Raw genomic sequence first — 19,419 nt, 5'->3', positions numbered from 1 at the left:
ACTATATGAATTTAATAATAGATGTTGGGAATACTAGGACTAAACTAGCTGTTTTTAATAATAACAAAATAGAAGATAACACTGCTGTAGAGACTAAGGATGTTTTAAATTCGGTACAACAAATTTTAGAGACTCACACTAAAGTGCGTTTAGCTATAGTGTCTTCGGTTGGATTACTAGAGGATGACGTTTTGATATATTTGAGGGCGCATTTAAAAGTATTGATTTTAAATCATGAAACACCAGTCCCTTTTACTAATTTATACGGTACCCCTAAAACCTTGGGCATAGATAGGATTGCATTAGTTTGTGCGTCTGTACAACAATTTCCAAATAAAAATGTTTTAATTATAGATGCAGGAACATGTATCACGTATGATTTTATAAATACAGAAAACCAATATTTAGGAGGAGCTATATCACTGGGTGTAAGAATGCGTTATCAAGCATTACATAATCAAACAGCGAATTTACCGTTATTAGAAACAGAAAGTCCTAAGCATTTAATTGGGAATTCAACAATGGAAGCAATAAACAGTGGAGTTGTTTACGGTGTTTTGAATGAAATGGATGGAGTTATTAAGGAATATCAGTCAATATATTTAGATTTAACAATTATTTTAACAGGAGGAGATGCTAATTTTTTGTCAAAGCAATTAAAAAGTAGCATATTTGCCAATTCAAATTTCTTACTAGAAGGTTTGAATTATATATTACAATATAACACAGTCGAATGATAAAAAAACTTGGATTAGTTTTTATTGCACTATTTGCAATTCAAAGTTACGGTCAGAATGGAACAGCTTCACCATATTCTTTTTATGGTATAGGAAGTATAAATTTTAAAGGGTCTGTAGAGAACCGAAGCATGGGAGGATTAGGGGTCTATAAGGATAGTGTCCATATTAATTTCCAAAATCCAGCAACTTTTGCTGGAAATAACTTAGAGGGATGGAATGGAGAGTCTAGACCTGTTAAATTTACAGTAGGAGGTAGTGCTACTTCTTCTAATCTTAAATCGGATACTGGTAGCGATAAATCAAAAAGTGCTAATTTTGACTACCTAGCTTTATCAGTGCCAGTTGGTAAATTTGGTTTTGGTTTTGGTTTACAGCCTTATTCTTCAGTTGGCTACAAATTAGAAAGTAGAGACTCTGAAGATAAAATGGATTATAGATATACAGGTGAAGGAGGATTAAATAAAGTCTTTTTAAGTTTAGGGTATCAAGTAAATAAATCATTAAGTGTTGGTATTCAAGCAGATTATGATTTTGGGAACATAGAAAATAACACCATAAATTTTGGTTATAATACGGAAGGAGAATTGCTTCAATACCAAACAAAGGAATATACACGTTCTGATCTAAGTGGTTTAAATTTTAACGTGGGTGTTCATTATCAGGAAATGATAACTGATAAATTAGAATTACAGGCTTCAGCAACATTTACACCACAGACGGACTTAACGTCTAAAAATGAAAGAACATTTTCCACTATAACAGTTGATACTGAAACAGAAACTGAATTTATTTTTAACGACCTTGATGCGGATTTAGTGTCTTCAAATTTAGAGGAAACGGATTTAACGTTGCCATCAAAATTTAGTTTTGGAGCAGGATTAGGTCAACCAAGAAAATGGTTTGCAGGTTTGGAATATACAACTCAAAATACAAGTGAATTTTTTAACCCTTTGTATGATAATGTGGGAGCAAGCTTTGAAGACGCTTCAAAATTATCTTTTGGAGGTTTTTATATTCCAGAATATAATTCATTATCAAAATACTGGAAAAGAATGACTTATAGAGCTGGTCTGCGTTTTGAGAACACAGGTCTTAATATTAATAATCAGGCTATTAAAGAGTTTGGCATGTCTTTTGGAGTAGGTATACCAGTTGGGAATATGTTTTCTAATGCTAATATTGGTTTAGAGTTTGGTCAAAGAGGAACGACAAACGCTAATTTAGTAAAAGAAAACTTTGTAAGTTTCCAATTGAGTCTATCGCTGAATGATAGATGGTTTATTAAAAAGAAATATAACTAACAGCATAAAATTATGATTATGAAAACGAAAATTACTTTATTTATTGCTTTGATATTTGGGCTAAACGTTGGTTTTGCACAAAGTTCAGAAGAATGTATGACGAAGCTGTCTCTAATGACGGAAGCTACAAAAGCAAAAAACTTTGATGCTGCCTATAAGTCTCTTAACGAATTAAGAAAAGATTGTCCTCAATACCACATGGGAATCTATAAATATGGTGAGGATATTCTAGAACATTATATAGATACTAAAACAGGTGAAGAGAAAAAAGCTAATGTTTTAGATTTAATTAAGTTATGGGAAGAGAGAATGGCTAATTTTCCTAATGATAAAAAAGTAGGGGAGTATCCTTCTAAAATTTGTCAATTAAAATATGATAACAAAGCTGAGTTAGGATTGTCTGATCAAGATTTATATAACTGTTTTGATACATCATATAAAACTGATAAGGATAACTTTAAAAATGCTAAAAGTTTATATGTTTATTTTAAATTGATGGTTAATCTTTTTGATGCTAAACAAAAGACAGATCAAGAATTATTTGATAAGTATGATGATGTATCAGATAAGATTGAAGTTGAAATTGAATACAACTCAAAAAAATTAAATGAGTTAGTTGTTAAAGAAGATGCGGGTACAGCCTTGACTAAAAAAGAAGGTAAGTACAAAACGTATTATGGTGCTATGGTTGATGCTTTTGATAAAGTACAAGATGGAGTTGATAAAGAATTAGGAGATAGAGCTAATTGTGAAAACTTAATCCCATTATATCAAAAAGATTACGAGGCAAACAAAAACAATGGTGTTTGGTTGCAAAGAGCAATGAATAAACTGTATCAAAAAGGATGTAAGACTGATCCAATGTTTACAACTATAGTTAAGCAGAAAAACATAGTTGAGCCTAATGCTAGCACTTCTTATTATTTATATATAATAACTGGTGAGCAAAAGTATTTAGACCAAACAATGGCCTTAGAAACAGATCCTATTAAAAAGGCTAAATTAAATTATACGATTGCATTAGATTTTAAGAAGAGTGGTAATTATGGAAAAGCAAGACAATATTTTCAACAGTCTTTAAAGCTTAACCCATCAAATAGAAAGCCTTATGAGCATATCGCTAGAATGTATGCAGGAAGTGCAAATAATTGTGGGACAACAACATTTGATAAGCAATCAGTATTCTGGTTAGCTGCAAATGAAGCTGACAAAGGAGGATACTCTTCATTAGCATCAAGTTATAGAGCAAAAGCACCATCTAAATCTGATATTTTCTCTTCGGGTAAAGGAGGGCAAACTATTAAAATTGGATGTTGGATTGGAAGAAGTGTAACAGTGCCAAGCCTATAATGCAGAAATATAAATTACATATTATTAAAAACTCAGTCATAGCATTAGCTATGACTTTGTTTTTTGCATGTAAAAGCAATTTGGAGGACGTAAAACAATTAAGTATGTCCGCTAATGATCCTGTCGGGATATCAGATAGTATAAATGTAAAGTATACAGATTCTGGTCGGCTAGCGGCTAATTTAATTAGTCCTAAGATGTATGATTATAGTAATAGAGAATTTGCCTTTTCTGAGTTTCCAGATGGTGTTGTTTTACACTTATATGACGACAAAAATGCGCAAACCACAATAATCTCCGATTATGCTATTATATATAATAATACAGATTTAATAGATCTAAGAGGTAATGTTATTGCTGCGACACCAACCAAGGACACCTTGTTTGCGGATCAGCTATATTACGATCAATCTAAAGAGTGGCTCTTTACTAATAGGCCGGCGACATACAGGTCTAAAGGTTATGTGACTAGTGGTAATGGCTTTGACTCTGATAAGGACTTTAAAAAAGCTGAAATTCTTGGAGTTACAGGTCAGTTTGCTGTACAAGAATAATGGCTTCTTTATTAATAACGGTTTACTTTTTTAGTATATTTACTTAACCATAAAATTTTTTAATGAAAACCTTTAAGTTTTTTCAATACGCTTATTTAGTATTTGCAGTGCTTTTTTTATATGATGCCATTGCAAATTGGGGAGATTCCAAAGCATACATGTCTCTATTGTTAGGGGCAACAGCTGTTTTTATGTTCTTTTTTAAACAAAGATTTAGTAAAAAGATAGAAAACAAAGACCGCAAATAAATGGTGTCTTCAATTATCATCATTATTATTTGTTTATTACTATCAGCTTTTTTTTCAGGTATGGAAATTGCCTATGTATCCTCAAATAAAATACACATTGAGATAGAAAAAAAACAAGATGGTTTTTTAGCTAAAATTTTATCAAAAATAACAGTTAAACCATCCAAATTTATTGCGACCATGCTTATTGGTAATAATATCGCATTAGTAATTTATGGTTTTTTTATGGGTGATTTACTAATGGATTGGTTTAACAGTTTATTGCCAAGTAATTATGCTTTTATAACTTATCTTTTAACAGATTTAAGTTTATTGTCGCAGACAATTTTGTCTACACTCTTAATTTTATTTACTGCCGAATTTTTACCGAAAGTATTCTTTCAAATTTATTCAAATACGCTACTTAAGGTTCTCGCTTTTCCAGCTTACATTTTTTATGTGTTTTTTAGTTGGGTGTCTGATTTTGTTATTTGGATTAGTGATGTTGTGCTTAAAAAGTTTTTCAAGACAGAAGGAGATCAAGTGCAGTTAGCGTTTACTAAGGTAGAACTAGGGCATTATATTAGCGAGCAGATGGAAAGTGTAGAAGCAGATGAAGATATAGATTCTGAAATTCAAATTTTTCAAAATGCATTAGAGTTTTCAGAAGTTAAAGCACGTGAGGTTATGGTGCCTCGTACAGAAATTGTAGCATTGGAACTTCAAGATACTATTCCCAATTTAAATGCCGTATTTACAGAAACAGGATGCTCTAAGGTGTTGATTTATAAAGAAACCATAGATGATATTTTAGGTTATGTACACTCTTTTGACTTGTTTAAAAAGCCAAAAAATATTGGAGCGATGATTATGCCAATAGAATTAGTTCCGGAAACAATGTTAGTAAAAGACATCTTAAACGTTTTAATAAAAAAACGTAAAAGCATTGCTGTTGTGGTTGATGAGTATGGGGGCACTTCTGGAATAATGACTGTGGAAGATATTGTAGAGGAGTTATTTGGAGAGATTGAAGATGAACATGATACTGTAGATTTAATAGAAGAACAAAAAGATGAGTTTACTTATGTGTTCTCAGCAAGAATGGAAGTCGATTATTTAAATGAAACCTACAAACTCAATTTGCCTGAAGGTGAAAATTATGAAACGTTGGGTGGGTTAATTGTAGATCATACTGAGGAAATTCCACATCAAAATGAAATTGTTTCTACAGAAAAATTTCACTTTAAGATATTAGAAGCTTCAAATACTAAGATTGAATTAGTTGAGCTTATAATCAATACAGAAGACTAAGCTTAGGTGTTAAAATGTCTACTTTTTATCAGTACTATATTCATTTAATTTATTTATTGTGTAAAGAGCTTTTATTATTGAATAGAAAATGGTATTTTCGCCCACTATATTTCACAAAATTTATCACAAAAAATGGCAATTTTAAATAAAATTAGACAAAAAACGGTTGTATTAATCTTAGTTATTGCATTAGCGTTATTCGCTTTTATTTTATCAAGTTTATTTAGCAATAAAGATGCACTGTTTTCTAAATCTCCAGATGTTGTAGCTACAATTAATGGTCAAGATATTTCTAGAGCAGAATTTTCTAATCTTGTTGAGTTTCAACAAAGACAATTAGGACCTAATGCAACGACTAGTCAAGTTATGAATAGTGTTTTTGAGACTAAGGTTAGAGAAATTGTTATGGATGGTCAGATTCAGAAATTAGGAATGACTGTGGAATCAGACCAAATGAGAGATCTGATCAAAACTAATTATGCTAATGATCCTACTTTTTTAAATGAAGCTGGGATTTTTGACGAGTCTAAGGTTGCGCTATATATCGACAATCTTAAAAACTCTTCTAATCAGGCTTATCAAAATTGGATTTCAGGTGAAAAAGCTTTAGCATCAAATGCGTTACAAGCAAATTACTTTAATATGGTTAAAGCTGGTACTACTGCAACTTTAGCAGAAGGAAAGTTAGAACATAAATTAGAAGGAGAAAAAGTCGATATCAAATACGTGCAAGTGCCTTACAGCTCAATTGCAGATAGCACTATCAAAGTGTCTACTTCAGAGATTAAAAGTTACATCAATAAAAATCCAAAAGCTTACCAAGCTGATGCTAGTAGAAGTTTTCAATATGTGTTTTTTAAAGAAGTTGCTTCTTTAGAAGATCAAAAGGCTATTCAAGACGACTTAAATAAGCTTTTGAAAAATAAAGAAGTTTACAATGACGTCACTAAGCAAACAGAAAATAAATTAGGGTTTTTAGAAACTAAGGATGTGGAAGGTTTTGTAGATGGGAACTCTGATGACTTTAAATTTGTAGATAAATACCAATACAAGTCAAGTTTACCATCAACAATTGCAGATACTATTTTTAAATTAGATGCTGGTCAGGTTTATGGACCTTATAAGGATGGTAACTATTATAAAGTCACTAAAGTTTTAGATTATAAAAAATTAGCAGATTCAATCGAGTCGAGTCATATCGTAATTCCTTTTGTTGGGACAACAAGAGCTGGTGCAGATGTAACCAGAACTAAAGAAGAAGCTAAAGTAATGATCGATAGTATCTTCCCTTTAGTGAAAAACAATAAAGATAAATTTGCTGAAGTGGCTAATGAGATTAACTCTGATGGTACTAAAGGAAAAGATGGAAGTATTGGATGGACAAGGTTAACAACTTATAATCCAGCTGGATTTGATCCTGATTTTGCTAACTTTTTGTTCTTTAATGAAGCAGGGAGTATTGATGTAGTCTTGACTAAATTTGGATATCATATTATTAGAGTTGACAATAAGAAAAATGTTGATACAGCTATAAAAATTGCAACTATTGCAAGAAAAGTAGAACCATCTTCTAAAACTGAAGACAAGGTTTTTGCTGATGCTTCTAATTTTGAGTTAGCTATTGCTAAAGGAAACTTTGCTGAAGTTGCTAAAAAATCAAACTATGATGTACGTCCTATGACAGCTAAAGAATTAGACGAAAGTATTCCTGGTTTAGGAAATCAACGTCAAATTGTACGTTGGTCTTTTGAAGATGCTACTGAAATAGGAGATTATAAGCGTTTTGATAATATACCTGGTGGAATTGTAATAGCGCAATTAACTGCAACGCAGGATGATGGTGTGATGAGTGTTGAAGATGCTTCAGTAACAGCATTACCAGCAATAAGAAAGGAAAAGAAAGCTAAATTAATAATGGACAGAGTAAAAGCAACGACTTTAGAGGCGTTTGCTACAGAAGAAAATCAAACTGTAAAAACCGCGTCTGCTATTAATATGAAAACACCAACAATTGCAGGAGCAGGAAATGAGCCTATGGTTGTCGGTAATGCTTTTGGATTAGCTGAAGGAGGAACTTCTAAATTAGTAAAAGGTAACACTGGTGTGTTTATGGTGCAAGTCACTAAAAAGACACCAGCTGTAGAATTAGAGAACTATTTGCCTTTTGCAAACCAGGTGGGTGCTGAAAAATTAAACGCAGTACAAACAAGATTATATAATGCTTTAAAAGAATCTTCAGAAATTGAAGATTATAGAGCTAAGACAGTACAATAATAGACCTTAAGTCTTAAAGTGAAAAAAGCCTTTTCAATTTGAAAAGGCTTTTTTTATGCATTGTAATGAAGGGGATTCTTGGTTTATAAAGCCATGTCTGTATATTTTAAAATAGTATGATAATCCTTTGCTTTGAAATAGTCTGTAGGATTGGTTGTAGAGGCTACTAAAATAAAATCACCTCCCCATGCACCCAAGCTCTTGATACTCCCATTAAAGTCGCTAAAAAGAATCTCTTTTACCGTTTTTTGATTTGTAACCCGGGCAATAAGTGTTTCGTGTTGTTCTATCAGTTGCTGAAACGCTGTAATTGATTTACACGTAGTGAAAGCAATGGTTAGTTGATTAATTGCGGCAATAGTTTCAGTTAAATTATGTCTATTAGACTTATAATGTGCAATCCCTTCACGGCTGTTCTGTTTTTTATTTAAATGAACAAAATAAAGTTGATCAGAAAATATAGGTTTGAAATCTACTAGTTCTGTTTTAGGCAATGTGTTGTTCAGGGAATAGTGTAAAGCAGAGTCTTCTTGAGCACAAGCAATATCGTAACCACTGCCACCAAAAGAACGTTCTAATAGGGTATACGGATCTACTTTTGCCCATGTAGCTAGGTTGTTAATTAATGTAGACGATGTGCCCAAACCCCAATCTTGAGGAAACTCCAAAGTTGTCGTTATTTTAAAACCGTCTTGTTTTGTTAAAAATTCAGGATTTAATTGTTTGGCGGCATTTAAAATTTGAATGAGTCGGTTGGAAATAGCATTACCGGTGTCCTTTGAAGTAGTAATAGCTTCAATAGTGATTGTGTCTGTAAACCAAATATTGTTTTCGTTATCAAAACTAGTCCAAATAATATTTTGTTCTTGAATAGGTTCAATAGTAAGGTGCTGTCCGAAAACGGTAGGAATAGCTAATGCCTTTGCGCCATCTAAAACAACATATTCGCCCGTCAGTAATAATTTTCCGTGACTATAAAAGCTTTCCATTAGTGTCTTAAATTTTCAATAGCGTCTACAACTGCACTATGGGTGACTACATTTGTTTTAAAGTGATGTACTATTTGTGCTTTTTCTTCAGCAGTAGCTTCAAATTGATTTAGGATATTCATTAAATGCATTTTCATATGCCCTTCTTGTATGCCAGTAGTCGTTAAACTACGTAAGGCAGCAAAGTTCTGAGCTAAACCGGCAACAGCAACAATTTGCATAAGCTGTTTTGCATTTGGTTTATCTAGAATCTCTAAAGCTAATTTAACTAAAGGATGCAGATTTGTTAAGCCTCCAACAGTACCTAATGCTAAAGGGACTTCCATCCAAAAGGTAAATATGCCATTTTCTATTTTAGCATGCGTTAAACTACTGTATGTCCCGTCTTTTGCCGCGTAGGCATGTACACCAGCTTCCACTGCTCTAAAATCGTTACCTGTAGCTAAAACCACAGCGTCAATACCGTTCATTATTCCTTTGTTATGGGTGACGGCTCTGTAAGGTTCGATTTCTGCAATGTTAACGGCTTGTATAAATTTTTCGGCAAATGCATTTGGGTCAATATCTTTTTCTGCTAAATCTTCAACGTTACAGCTAACTTCTGCTCTGACTAAACACTCTGGGACGTAATTAGATAAAATACTCATAATTACATTTAAAGGTTGTGGTAAAACCTTTTCAGCTTCAGCTTTAAATGTTTTTGCAAATTGCTCCAAACAGGAATTTATAAAATTGGCGCCCATGGCATCCAAAGTTTCAAAAGTGGCGTGTAATTGGTAGTAGTTTTCTAAGTCTGTAGTCTTGTTTTTTAATTCAATATCTAATATCCCACCACCACGTTTGTCCATGTTTTTGGTTATGGGTTTAGCGTCTTCTATTAATTGTGGTTTTACTAAATTAAAATAGTCTTCTAAAGCTTTAAAAGATCCAGAATAGGTAAAATGAACTTGACCTATTTTAGTTGTAGATAAAACAGTTGTTTTAAATCCCCCGCGGGTTTGCCAATATTTGGCAGCTTTACTGGCTGCAGCAACTACAGAGCTTTCTTCAGTAGTCATCGGGATGGTGTAAATTTTATCGTTTATAACAAAATTAGGGGCAACACCTAATGGTAAATAGTAATTAGTAACAGTGTTTTCTATAAACTCGTCATGTAATTGTTGTAGTTTTTGGTCACTATTCCAATACTGTGTTAGGATCTTTTTTGCAGCATCCTGATTTGGTAAATGGTTGGTGATTAACCAATTTATTTTTTCAGTTTTAGATAATTTTGAAAACCCGGAAACTAATTTACTCATGCTATTCATTTTGAAATACAAAGATACTATTTACACTTTCATTTTTTGCTTAACAAGTTAAGATTGCTGATTTATGTGTTAATGTTTACGTTTTTTTAAGTAATTTTTAGTAAACTTGAGCTCCTATTATTAAATAACAAATATTAAATGAAGATCTTAAGAATTCTTTCACTATTCTGTTTATTAACAACTTCCTTTTTAACTGCTCAGAATAAGCAAATTACCCTTGACGATATATGGAGCGGTACCTTTAGGACGGAAGGTTTAGACGTACTTCACTCCATGAATAACGGACAACAATATTCTGTTTTAAATTTTGATAGAACACTGGGTGGAACAACAATCGATATTTATGATTACAAGACGTTAGCAAAAGTTAATACGTTAGTTAGTTCTGCAGATATAGAAGCTATTAAATATTTTACAGATTATACATTTAGTACTGATGAAAGTCAAGTGTTATTGGCTACAGAGGAAGAGTCTATTTTTAGACGCTCGTCTTTAGGGATTTATTATGTGTATAATACAAAAACAAAACAAGCCACTTTGGTGTCTGAAGACAAAATACAAGAGCCTACTTTTTCTCCTGATGGAACTAAAATTGCTTTTGGTTTAAATAATAACCTGTACGTTAAAGATCTATTGTCAGGAAAAACGACACAATTTACTTTTGATGGCGTTAAAAATAAAGTGATTAATGGTATTACGGATTGGGTGTATGAAGAAGAGTTTGCCTTTGTTCGTGCTTTTGATTGGAATGCAGGGAGTAACAAAATAGCTTTTATAAGATTTGATGAAACTGATGTTCCTGAGTTTTCTATGGATGTCTATGGCAAAGAGTTATACCAAACACAAACTGTTTTTAAATATCCTAAAGCAGGAGAGAATAATGCAAAAGTGTCGTTACATGTGTTTGATTTAAAATCGAATACATTAAGCGAAGTTATAGTGGATAAAACTTATGACGATTTTTATATTCCTAGAATCAAATGGACGAATGATGCGGATGTGTTAAGTGCACAATTTATGAATCGCCATCAAAACGAACTTGATTTATGGATGGTTAATACCAAAAAAAATAAAGCAAATTTGGCTGTAGCCGAAACTGATAATGCTTACGTAGACGTCACAGATAATTTAACGTTTTTAGAGGATGATAGTTTTATTTGGACTAGTGAGAAAGATGGGTATAACCATATCTATCACTATGATAAAAAAGGGAAATTAATTAATCAAGTTACTAAAGGAAATTGGGAAGTCACTAGTTATTATGGTTATGATGATAAGTCCGGTCAGATTTTTTACCAATCGGTTGAAAACGGAAGTACTAATAGAGATGTGTATTCCATAAAACTTAATGGAACACAAAAAAGAAGATTGTCTAAAACCGAAGGAACTAATGCTGCAGATTTTAGCGCAGATTTCACCTATTTTATTAACACATTTTCAAGTGCAACGACACCTTATTTGTATACTTTAAACGATGCTAAATCAGGAACGGTTATAAAATCGATACAAGATAATAGCGATTTAAAAGCGCTTGTTGCCAATTATACACTATCTAAAAAAGAATTTTCTACAATTAAAGTAAATGGAAATGATTTAAATATGTGGGTTATTAAACCAGCTAATTTTGATGCAAACAAGAAATATCCATTGTTTATGTATCAGTATTCTGGTCCTGGATCTCAACAAGTGGCTAATAAATGGAATAGTGCTAATGATTATTGGTACCAAATGTTAGCACAACAAGGCTATATTGTCGCTTGTGTTGACGGACGTGGAACAGGATTTAAAGGCGCGGATTTTAAAAAAGTTACACAAAAGGAATTGGGTAAATACGAAATAGAAGATCAAATAGAAGCTGCAAAATTATTAGGTGCAAAGCCATATGTTGATTCTAGTAGAATCGGAATTTGGGGTTGGTCTTATGGCGGTTTTATGTCAAGTAATGCCTTGTTTAAAGGTCATGATGTTTTTAAAATGGCAATTGCAGTAGCACCAGTTACAAGCTGGAGATTTTACGATTCTATTTATACAGAACGTTATATGACTACACCGCAGGAAAATGCAAGTGGTTATGATGATAATTCACCAATTAACCATGTTGATAAACTAAAAGGCGACTTTTTATTAATTCATGGAACAGGAGATGATAATGTACATGTGCAAAACACAATGCGCATGGTGGAGGCTTTAGTACAAGCTAATAAGCAATTTGAATGGATGATTTATCCAGATAAAAATCATGGTATTTACGGCGGTAATACTAGATTACACTTGTATACAAAAATGACGAATTTTATTAATCGTACCTTAGGAGACAAACTTTAAAATAAAACTAACTAACTTAAATATTTAATATGTCAAGTAAAGCTTTACAACCACATCAAAAAGAACTGTTTGGACATCCAGTCGGTCTATATGTCTTGTTTTTCACCGAGCTATGGGAGCGTTTTTCCTATTATGGTATGCGTGCCTTATTGACGCTTTATATAGCAACATCAGCTACTGCGATAGATCCAGGTTTAGGTTGGACTAATAAAGATGCAATTTGGCTTTACGGATGGTATACCATGTTAGTATACGTTGCAGCAATACCAGGAGGATGGTTAGCAGATAAGTTTTTAGGTCAGAAAAAAACAGTAATGTTAGGGGGTTTATTACTTTGTGTTGGTCATCTTGTTCTAGCTATTCCCGGAACTACAGCTTTCTTTGGAGGGTTATTGTTAATTATATTGGGAGTTGGAGGTTTAAAACCTAATATATCTACTATGGTAGGTGGATTATATAAGCCTGGAGACATTAGAAGAGATAGTGGATTTACCATATTTTATATAGGAATTAATGTTGGTGCTTTCTTATCAAGTATTATTGTTGGTTTAGTTGCTTTTAAGTATGGATGGCATTATGGTTTTGGATTAGCAGGTATTGGAATGTTGTTAGGACAAGCTGTTTTCATGTATGGTCAAAAGTATTTGAGTCATGTTGGTAACTTTATTGGAGCTTCAGGTAGTGTAGCTGATAAAGAGGCAATGAAAAAACCTTTAAATAAAATTGAAAAGGATAGAGTCATTGTATTATTAATCTCCTTTTTAATTGTAATAGTGTTTTGGGGAGCGTTTGAACAAGCCGGTGGTTTGATGAATTTGTATACAGATGCTAAAGTTGATCGATCAATTAGTATTGGCTCTTGGACAGAAATTCCAGCTGCTGTATTTCAATCATTAAATGCAGGTTATATAATAATTTTTGGAACATTAATTGGAGGTTTTTGGATTTGGTGGAAAAAGCAAGGAAAAGAATCGTCGTCGTTGTTTAAAATGGCTATCGGTACAATAATTATGGGATTAGGTTATGTGTTTATGATGTTTGCATCAAAAGAAGCATCAGCTGAAGTCTTTGGTAAGGCAGCAATGTTTTGGGTGTTCTTAGCGTATTTGTTTCATACGATTGGAGAGCTTTGTACATCTCCAGTTTCATTATCATTTATTACTAAACTAGCACCGGTAAAATATGCATCTATTATGATGGGGGTTTATTTTGCAGCAACAGGATTTGGAAATAAATTAGCTGGTAGCATTGGGGAGTCTTCTCAGTTAGAACCATTTCATGGAGAAATGATGGTTAGCAAACAAGAGGTTATACCTTTTATGAGCAAACACTCTATTAAAATGAAGAATAGTAAGAGGGAGATAATAACAGAGTTTGACTATCCAATTAACCAGGATAAGAATTTTAGTATTAAGTCTAAAGTGTATGTCGAAAATGGCGAGGTAATTTACAAACAATTAGAGTCGGATAAAGCACTGAACTCTTTATTTGCTTTATCAAGTAAAGCAGATTCTAATACTAAAGAGTTGTTGGCATTACTGAAAGAAAGAAAAATTTCTTCATCTAACCCGTATCACGCAAAATTAGTATTTGAAAAAGATAAAGATAAAGCACAAAATGTTGAAAATAAGGGGGACGGTAACGATTATGGCGTATCTTTTGTGTTAGAAGAACAACAAAGTGAAGTCGAGTATGCGACGTTTAAATGGTTAGTTATTTTTACTGTGGCATTCGGATTTTTACTTATTTTATTCTTAAAACGTTTAAAAAAACTGACTCATGGAGCAGAAGATCGTGAACGTGTAATTAAATATGAAGACAACGAAGGGTTTGAATTAGCAGACAATTAAAATCATTGATATAAAGACCTCACAAATTTTAATTTGTGGGGTTTTCTTTTTTTAACTAACTAAATTTAATAATGAATACAGATATTGAAAATCTATTTGAAGACAAGGTTTTAGGACATCCCGCAGGTTTGTTTGTTTTGTTTTTCACTGAAATGTGGGAACGTTTTTCGTTCTACGGAATGCGAGTGCTTTTGGTTAATTTCTTAACCATGGCTGCCATTGGATATAACCCAGGTTGGGAATGGTCGGTAGAGAATGCAACAGCTTTATTTGGTACTTACGCCATGCTGTTGTACATAACTCCAATTATCGGTGGTTGGATAGCGGATAAGTATACTGGATATAGATGGGCTGTAATAATTGGTTCGCTGATAATGACTTTAGGACATGTTTCTATGGCTTTAGAAACAGAGTTTTCATTATACTTAGGTTTGGCTTTGTTAGTTATTGGGACAGGGTTTTTTAAGCCAACAATGACGTCTATAATTTCTGAAATGTATAAGAAGAATCCTGAGAAGAAGGATGGCGCATATACCATTTATTATATGGGTGTTAATGCAGGTGCTTTTTTCGGAATGATGCTTTGTGGTTATTTAGCTGAAAAAGTTGGTTGGGCTTATGGATTTGGACTAGCGGGAGTTTTTATGTTATTAGGAACGCTTCAGTTCTGGTTGTCAGGAAATCTGTTTGGTAAAATCGGGCAAAAACCTTCACAGGTTTATGAAGTGGAATTACCTCAAAATATTAATGAGGAAAGTGTTGTTGTAAATGATTCAGAGGTTGAAGAAAAAGAGAATCCTTTTACGTCTTTAGATAAAATATTGATTGTTTTGTCATCCATTTTAGGTTTGGGATATGCTATAAATGATCCTATGTCTAGAATTGCTGGAATTGATATGTTTTCAGCATTACAAATCGGTGATTTTGAAGGGCAATATGTAGCCGTATTGACAGCATTAGCGCTTTTTGTATACCTAGTAATTAGTAGAATATTAAGATATACAAAGGTGGTTAGACATCGCATGTTTGCATTTATCATTTTTGCTTTCTTTACAGTATTCTTTTGGTTGTCATTTGAGCAAGGTGCTTCTTCTTTAGTTATTTTTGCTAGGGATAATGTAGATAGATTACTAAGTGGTAATTCTGCTACTATTTTTAATGTAATAAATACATTGTTAACGGTGGTGCCTCTTATGATTATTTCCTATGTGTTATATCTTCTTTGGAAAAAAACATATAATAAAATACCAGGATCAAATATTGTTTTGGTTGTTTGTTTTGTTTTTATGTGGGGAATTGTAGGATGGATGTTGAATAGGGATTTTAATACAACATCATACGAAACTGAATTTATGGCTTATAAAGTTGCCGCTGTGGATGAAAATCAAGATATAAAACTATCTGAAGATTCAGGAGAGTTAGAATATTATTATCTGCCAGTAACCCAAAATGATAACAAGTCAATTTCAGACTATAAGACAGTAGCTAAAACAAGTCAGTTTTTTAAAATTGAAGTTTTAGATAAAGAGACTAACCTTCAGAAAAAGGATAAAAAAGGTAATTTGGTATTTAAATATTTGCCAGTTAAGAGTTTTGAAAAGAAACCTGAAGGAAAACGTAAACCCGAAGCTAAACATAGCATAATTACTAAGACACTTCAAACTATTGCTGTACCTGTATTAGACCATACAACAAAAGAGCAATTGAAAACAAAAGAGGGGGATTTAGTCTATAGCCATTTTACTTTTGCTGATAATAATGACACATCTAATAAATTTCAAATTGAAAAAAGAACAGTTAGTATTGGTGAGCCATTTGTTGATTATAAGGTTGGAGCCAAAAAAATAATAATCAATAAGGATAAGGATCTTACAGAATTTTCTTTTATTTCTTCAAACGAGAAGAAGGAAAGCTTATTAGCTAATGCTAAAACATTAAATAGAGATAATGGATTTGTTAATGGTACTGTAACTAAGGTAAAAGATAATGAAGTTGAAATTACAGTATCTTGGTTTAGTATTCTAAATTCATTTTTTATTATTGTATTTGCATCTTTCTTTTCTAAATGGTGGGAAAGTAAATATAATCCTTCAGCAGCAACTAAATATGCCCTTGGATTGATTATTATGGCTGTTGGTTTTGGTTTACTTGCTTTTGGAGCCTATGGAATGCAAGAAGGAGTTAAAGTGAGTATGATTTGGTTAATATTAGCTTATTTATTCCACACACTAGGAGAGCTTTGCTTGTCTCCTGTTGGGCTGTCTTATGTAAGTAAACTAGTTCCAGCAAGGATGATTGCTTTAATGTTTGGTATGTGGTACTTAGCGATTGCTATTGGTAATAAATTAGCGGCAGTATTAGGTGGTCAAATAGAGAATATTACAAAAGAATATAGCTTGTCTACATTCTTCTTAATATTTACAATGGTGCCTTTAGCAGCTGGTTTATTGGTTTTTGCTTTAAACCCATTACTGAAAAAATTAATGCACGGTGTAAAATAAAAATAAAATGCCTCATTTTTGAGGCGTTTCTTTTTTTTGTAAATTTGGAATGCTATTTGCGACTACAAAATTAAAATAGAGACATCATGAAAAATATATTTTTAGCCTTAACACTATTATTTGCAGTAAATACCATTGCACAAGAAGAAATTAATTGGATGACTTTGGAAGAGGCAGTGGCGCTTCAAGAAAAAGAACCAAGAAAAATAATGATGGATGCCTACACGTCTTGGTGTGGTCCATGCAAGCTTTTGGATGCAAGAACGTTTAAAAACAAAGATCTTGTTGCTTATGTAAATACACATTTTTATGCTGTTAAGTTTAATGCAGAAGGTAACGAAGAGGTTAATTTTAAAGGTAAAGTATATAAAAATCCAAGTTACGACCCTGCGAAAGCTCAAAAAAGAAATTCATCGCACGAATTATCACGTGGTTTAGGGATTAGAGCTTATCCAACGTTATTGTTTTTTGACGAAGACGCAAAGCTTATTGCGCCAATTACAGGTTATAAAAAACCACAAGATCTAGAAATGTATTTAAAAATGTTTCAGACTAACAAACATTTGGATATGAAAACGCAAGCACAATTTGATGAATATTATAAAGCATTTATAGCGGAGTTTAAAGACAACGTGTAATCCTTTTTAATCTTTAATAATAAAAGCTCCTGTTTTACCGGTTTGGTAAAACGGGAGTTTTTGTTTTTTACAGGTTTGTCGCCATCGGCTGATATAGGATTTGTAGTTGTTACCATCAACAATAATAGCTTTAGGCTTTAGGCTATCTATTAAGCGTTCTAGATTCAATTTTGGTGATTGGGTCAGTAGGACGTAATCTATAGTAATATTTTTTATATTATAAACACCTAAGCTATCAACAATCAATATGTGTTTATCTTTTAATTTGTATAGGACATTTACAGGTTTAGAGGCGATTGGTTGTAATGCATTTTTTACGGCGTAACTTCTAATGATTGTATTGGTTTCTGCATGTTTTAGAGTTGAATAAATAGCGAGTTGGTTATTGTGTTTTTTTGCAATAAGAGTTGTTCTGTTTTTATGAAATACTAAAAAAGAATCCCCTTTAGTATGATACTGGTTTAGAATGTAAGTTAGTTGTAGGACGATAACAGAAACTAAAGTAAATTTAGTCCACGTGTAGTTTTTTTGAATGCATAATTGATAAATACTAAAAATTAACAGGTATGATACAACGACTTGTAAAAGAGTAAACGGGATATCTAGGATTAAAAAATCTTCTTGGTTGGATATCCATGCAAAAAACTGATTCATCCAATTAATTATGGCTCCAAAGGTGTCGGATATAAAACTTTTAGGTATTCCTAAAATCGCACATGTTATAACGACTAATCCTAAACCTAAAATCAGACTTAAAAACGGAATAACAATAAGGTTTGACAGCCAAAACAAACTGGGGAACTGATGGAAGTAATACAAACTAATAGGGATGATGCCAAATTGGGCAGAAACCGTCACTGTAAGCGTTTGCCATAGTAGTTTGTTTAGTTTGTATTTAGGGGAGTAGAGACGTTCTAATATTGGCTGAAAACTAACAATGGAAATAACAGCAGCATAACTTAATTGAAATCCAACGTCAAATAGAAAATTGGGTTTAATTAAGAGTAAAATAAAGACGGAAATGGCTAAGGTGTTGTAAATGTTAGTCGGTCGTTTCAGGTTTATACCAATGGCAACAATACTAAACATGGTCGTTGCTCTAATAATAGAGGCTGATCCTCCTGCGATTAAGGCATACGTCCATAGTAAAATGACTAGGATGATAGTCTTAATTAATTTACCATTTTTTATACGTTCTATGGGTTTGAAAACAAAGTTTAATAGTAATAAGATTATTCCAATATGCAGACCTGAAACAGCTAGAATATGAATGGCACCTGCATTGGTATAATTATCATACACTTCTTTTGTGATATTTTGTCTTTGTCCCAGAATAAGGGCATTAATTATAGACGATTGCTCATCAGAATATTGATATTTGCTAAGTGCCTTGTTGATATAATTTCTAAAACGAGCAGCATGACCAAAGACTGTGGATGTTTCGCTTTTTAACTCAAGAATGTCGAGTTGATTGGCATAAATTTGATAGTAGATTTGTTGCTTCTCAAGATAAGCTTTGTAGCTAAATTGATCTGGGTTTAATGGCGCCTTGATTTCAATGACATTGGTTTTTGATAAGTAAACAGCATCTATAGGTATTGGTATGTTTAGGCTGTCTTTTCTAATGTTTATTAAAGCCTTTCCTTTAACATTTTTAGCGTTTAGTTTTAATATGTCTACGTAATACCGTTGACTAAAAGCATTGGGTTTTAATCGTTCTCTAATCCTAAATGTAATTGTTTGGTTAGCTTGGTCTTTATCAATAGCATGAGAAAAATGGTTCGTTTTTTGTAACTCTCCATTTATATTTGTGATAAAAATTCCAAAGGCAATAAAAGTTAAATAGACTGAGATTCCAAAAAGGTAGATAAAACTTTTTTTCTTTTTTAAAGTGAAATAAAAACCTATAGTAATTAAGGTAAAACCTACACAAAAAAGTAAGCTATAAAGTATGCTAATACTAAATAGCTTAGAAATTATTATGCCTACGATTAGGCAAAATGTAAACTTAATTATAGAAAAATTGAGAAGTTTCACTTCCCTAAGATAAAC

General features: G+C 32.4%; 13 protein-coding genes and 1 pseudogene. 11 read left to right on the top strand and 3 right to left on the bottom strand.

Annotation, left to right across the window (positions count from 1 at the left end; translation table 11 throughout):
- Window positions 1-5 precede the first annotated feature (5 nt).
- The 7 genes from E9099_RS04520 to E9099_RS04490 all read left to right on the top strand — a co-directional run bounded on the left by E9099_RS04520 (window position 6) and on the right by E9099_RS04490 (window position 7,757).
- Window positions 6-737: a type III pantothenate kinase gene (locus tag E9099_RS04520; RefSeq protein ID WP_136582518.1), complete on the top strand. Its 732-nt coding sequence runs from the start codon at window positions 6-8 to the stop codon at window positions 735-737.
- Entirely contained in the window at window positions 734-2,041 is a 1,308-nt protein-coding gene (locus E9099_RS04515; protein ID WP_136582517.1) for a hypothetical protein, read from the top strand. The genes E9099_RS04520 and E9099_RS04515 overlap by 4 nt, the downstream gene beginning before the upstream one ends.
- A gap of 18 nt (window positions 2,042-2,059) precedes the next feature.
- Window positions 2,060-3,391, top strand: coding sequence for a tetratricopeptide repeat protein (locus E9099_RS04510; RefSeq protein WP_136582516.1), 1,332 nt, complete (start codon window positions 2,060-2,062; stop codon window positions 3,389-3,391).
- The gene (gene lptC, locus E9099_RS04505) at window positions 3,391-3,945 is read left to right on the top strand and encodes an LPS export ABC transporter periplasmic protein LptC (protein WP_136582515.1); all 555 of its coding nucleotides are present in this window, start codon (window positions 3,391-3,393) and stop codon (window positions 3,943-3,945) included. Before E9099_RS04510 ends, lptC begins: the two co-directional genes overlap by 1 nt.
- A 62-nt stretch (window positions 3,946-4,007) precedes the next feature.
- Window positions 4,008-4,193: a hypothetical protein gene (locus tag E9099_RS04500; protein ID WP_136582514.1), complete on the top strand. Its 186-nt coding sequence runs from the start codon at window positions 4,008-4,010 to the stop codon at window positions 4,191-4,193.
- On the top strand, window positions 4,194-5,483 hold the full coding sequence (locus tag E9099_RS04495; protein WP_136582513.1) for a hemolysin family protein: 1,290 nt from the start codon (window positions 4,194-4,196) through the stop codon (window positions 5,481-5,483). It begins immediately after the preceding gene.
- 132 nt (window positions 5,484-5,615) lie between these two features.
- Complete coding sequence (locus E9099_RS04490) at window positions 5,616-7,757, top strand: peptidylprolyl isomerase (RefSeq protein WP_136582512.1); 2,142 nt, start codon at window positions 5,616-5,618, stop codon at window positions 7,755-7,757.
- A gap of 83 nt (window positions 7,758-7,840) precedes the next feature.
- Here the strand turns inward: E9099_RS04490 and E9099_RS04485 are convergent, their stop codons facing one another.
- Both E9099_RS04485 and E9099_RS04480 read right to left on the bottom strand, forming a co-directional pair.
- Window positions 7,841-8,746: a GYDIA family GHMP kinase gene (locus tag E9099_RS04485; protein WP_136582511.1), complete on the bottom strand. Its 906-nt coding sequence runs from the start codon at window positions 8,744-8,746 to the stop codon at window positions 7,841-7,843.
- Window positions 8,746-10,044 carry a hydroxymethylglutaryl-CoA reductase, degradative gene (locus tag E9099_RS04480; RefSeq protein ID WP_136582510.1) on the bottom strand — a complete coding sequence of 433 codons (1,299 nt, stop codon included), beginning with the start codon at window positions 10,042-10,044 and terminating at the stop codon, window positions 8,746-8,748. The genes E9099_RS04485 and E9099_RS04480 overlap by 1 nt, the downstream gene beginning before the upstream one ends.
- A gap of 147 nt (window positions 10,045-10,191) precedes the next feature.
- On the opposite strand from E9099_RS04480, the gene E9099_RS04475 reads away from it, so the two are divergent.
- The 4 genes and pseudogenes from E9099_RS04475 to E9099_RS04460 all read left to right on the top strand — a co-directional run bounded on the left by E9099_RS04475 (window position 10,192) and on the right by E9099_RS04460 (window position 17,367).
- Entirely contained in the window at window positions 10,192-12,378 is a 2,187-nt protein-coding gene (locus tag E9099_RS04475) for a S9 family peptidase (protein ID WP_136582509.1), read from the top strand.
- Window positions 12,379-12,407: 29 nt separating this feature from the next.
- Window positions 12,408-13,643, top strand: a pseudogene (locus E9099_RS04470) (peptide MFS transporter); the annotation flags it as partial.
- 656 nt (window positions 13,644-14,299) lie between these two features.
- The gene (locus E9099_RS04465; RefSeq protein ID WP_136582507.1) at window positions 14,300-16,729 is read left to right on the top strand and encodes an oligopeptide:H+ symporter; all 2,430 of its coding nucleotides are present in this window, start codon (window positions 14,300-14,302) and stop codon (window positions 16,727-16,729) included.
- An 86-nt stretch (window positions 16,730-16,815) separates the two neighbouring features.
- The gene (locus tag E9099_RS04460) at window positions 16,816-17,367 is read left to right on the top strand and encodes a thioredoxin family protein (protein WP_136582506.1); all 552 of its coding nucleotides are present in this window, start codon (window positions 16,816-16,818) and stop codon (window positions 17,365-17,367) included.
- A 6-nt stretch (window positions 17,368-17,373) separates the two neighbouring features.
- Here the strand turns inward: E9099_RS04460 and E9099_RS04455 are convergent, their stop codons facing one another.
- Window positions 17,374-19,404: a ComEC/Rec2 family competence protein gene (locus E9099_RS04455; RefSeq protein ID WP_136582505.1), complete on the bottom strand. Its 2,031-nt coding sequence runs from the start codon at window positions 19,402-19,404 to the stop codon at window positions 17,374-17,376.
- Between the last annotated feature and the right edge of the window lie 15 nt (window positions 19,405-19,419).

The sequence above is a fragment of the Psychroserpens sp. NJDZ02 genome (assembly GCF_004843725.1).
Taxonomy (GTDB): domain Bacteria; phylum Bacteroidota; class Bacteroidia; order Flavobacteriales; family Flavobacteriaceae; genus Olleya.
Note: the sequence above shows the minus strand (reverse complement) of the source record. Positions and strands in the feature narration are given on the sequence as shown.

What these genes read in the sequence shown, in the direction of transcription:
- E9099_RS04500 (WP_136582514.1), top strand. Translation starts at nt 4,008, where the DNA reads ATGAAAACCTTTAAGTTTTTTCAATACGCTTATTTAGTATTTGCAGTG.
- E9099_RS04460 (WP_136582506.1), top strand. Translation starts at nt 16,816, where the DNA reads ATGAAAAATATATTTTTAGCCTTAACACTATTATTTGCAGTAAATACC.
- E9099_RS04490 (WP_136582512.1), top strand. Translation starts at nt 5,616, where the DNA reads ATGGCAATTTTAAATAAAATTAGACAAAAAACGGTTGTATTAATCTTA.
- lptC (WP_136582515.1), top strand. Translation starts at nt 3,391, where the DNA reads ATGCAGAAATATAAATTACATATTATTAAAAACTCAGTCATAGCATTA.
- E9099_RS04485 (WP_136582511.1), bottom strand. Translation starts at nt 8,746, where the DNA reads ATGGAAAGCTTTTATAGTCACGGAAAATTATTACTGACGGGCGAATAT.
- E9099_RS04465 (WP_136582507.1), top strand. Translation starts at nt 14,300, where the DNA reads ATGAATACAGATATTGAAAATCTATTTGAAGACAAGGTTTTAGGACAT.
- E9099_RS04510 (WP_136582516.1), top strand. Translation starts at nt 2,060, where the DNA reads ATGAAAACGAAAATTACTTTATTTATTGCTTTGATATTTGGGCTAAAC.
- E9099_RS04480 (WP_136582510.1), bottom strand. Translation starts at nt 10,044, where the DNA reads ATGAGTAAATTAGTTTCCGGGTTTTCAAAATTATCTAAAACTGAAAAA.
- E9099_RS04475 (WP_136582509.1), top strand. Translation starts at nt 10,192, where the DNA reads ATGAAGATCTTAAGAATTCTTTCACTATTCTGTTTATTAACAACTTCC.
- E9099_RS04515 (WP_136582517.1), top strand. Translation starts at nt 734, where the DNA reads ATGATAAAAAAACTTGGATTAGTTTTTATTGCACTATTTGCAATTCAA.
- E9099_RS04520 (WP_136582518.1), top strand. Translation starts at nt 6, where the DNA reads ATGAATTTAATAATAGATGTTGGGAATACTAGGACTAAACTAGCTGTT.
- E9099_RS04495 (WP_136582513.1), top strand. Translation starts at nt 4,194, where the DNA reads ATGGTGTCTTCAATTATCATCATTATTATTTGTTTATTACTATCAGCT.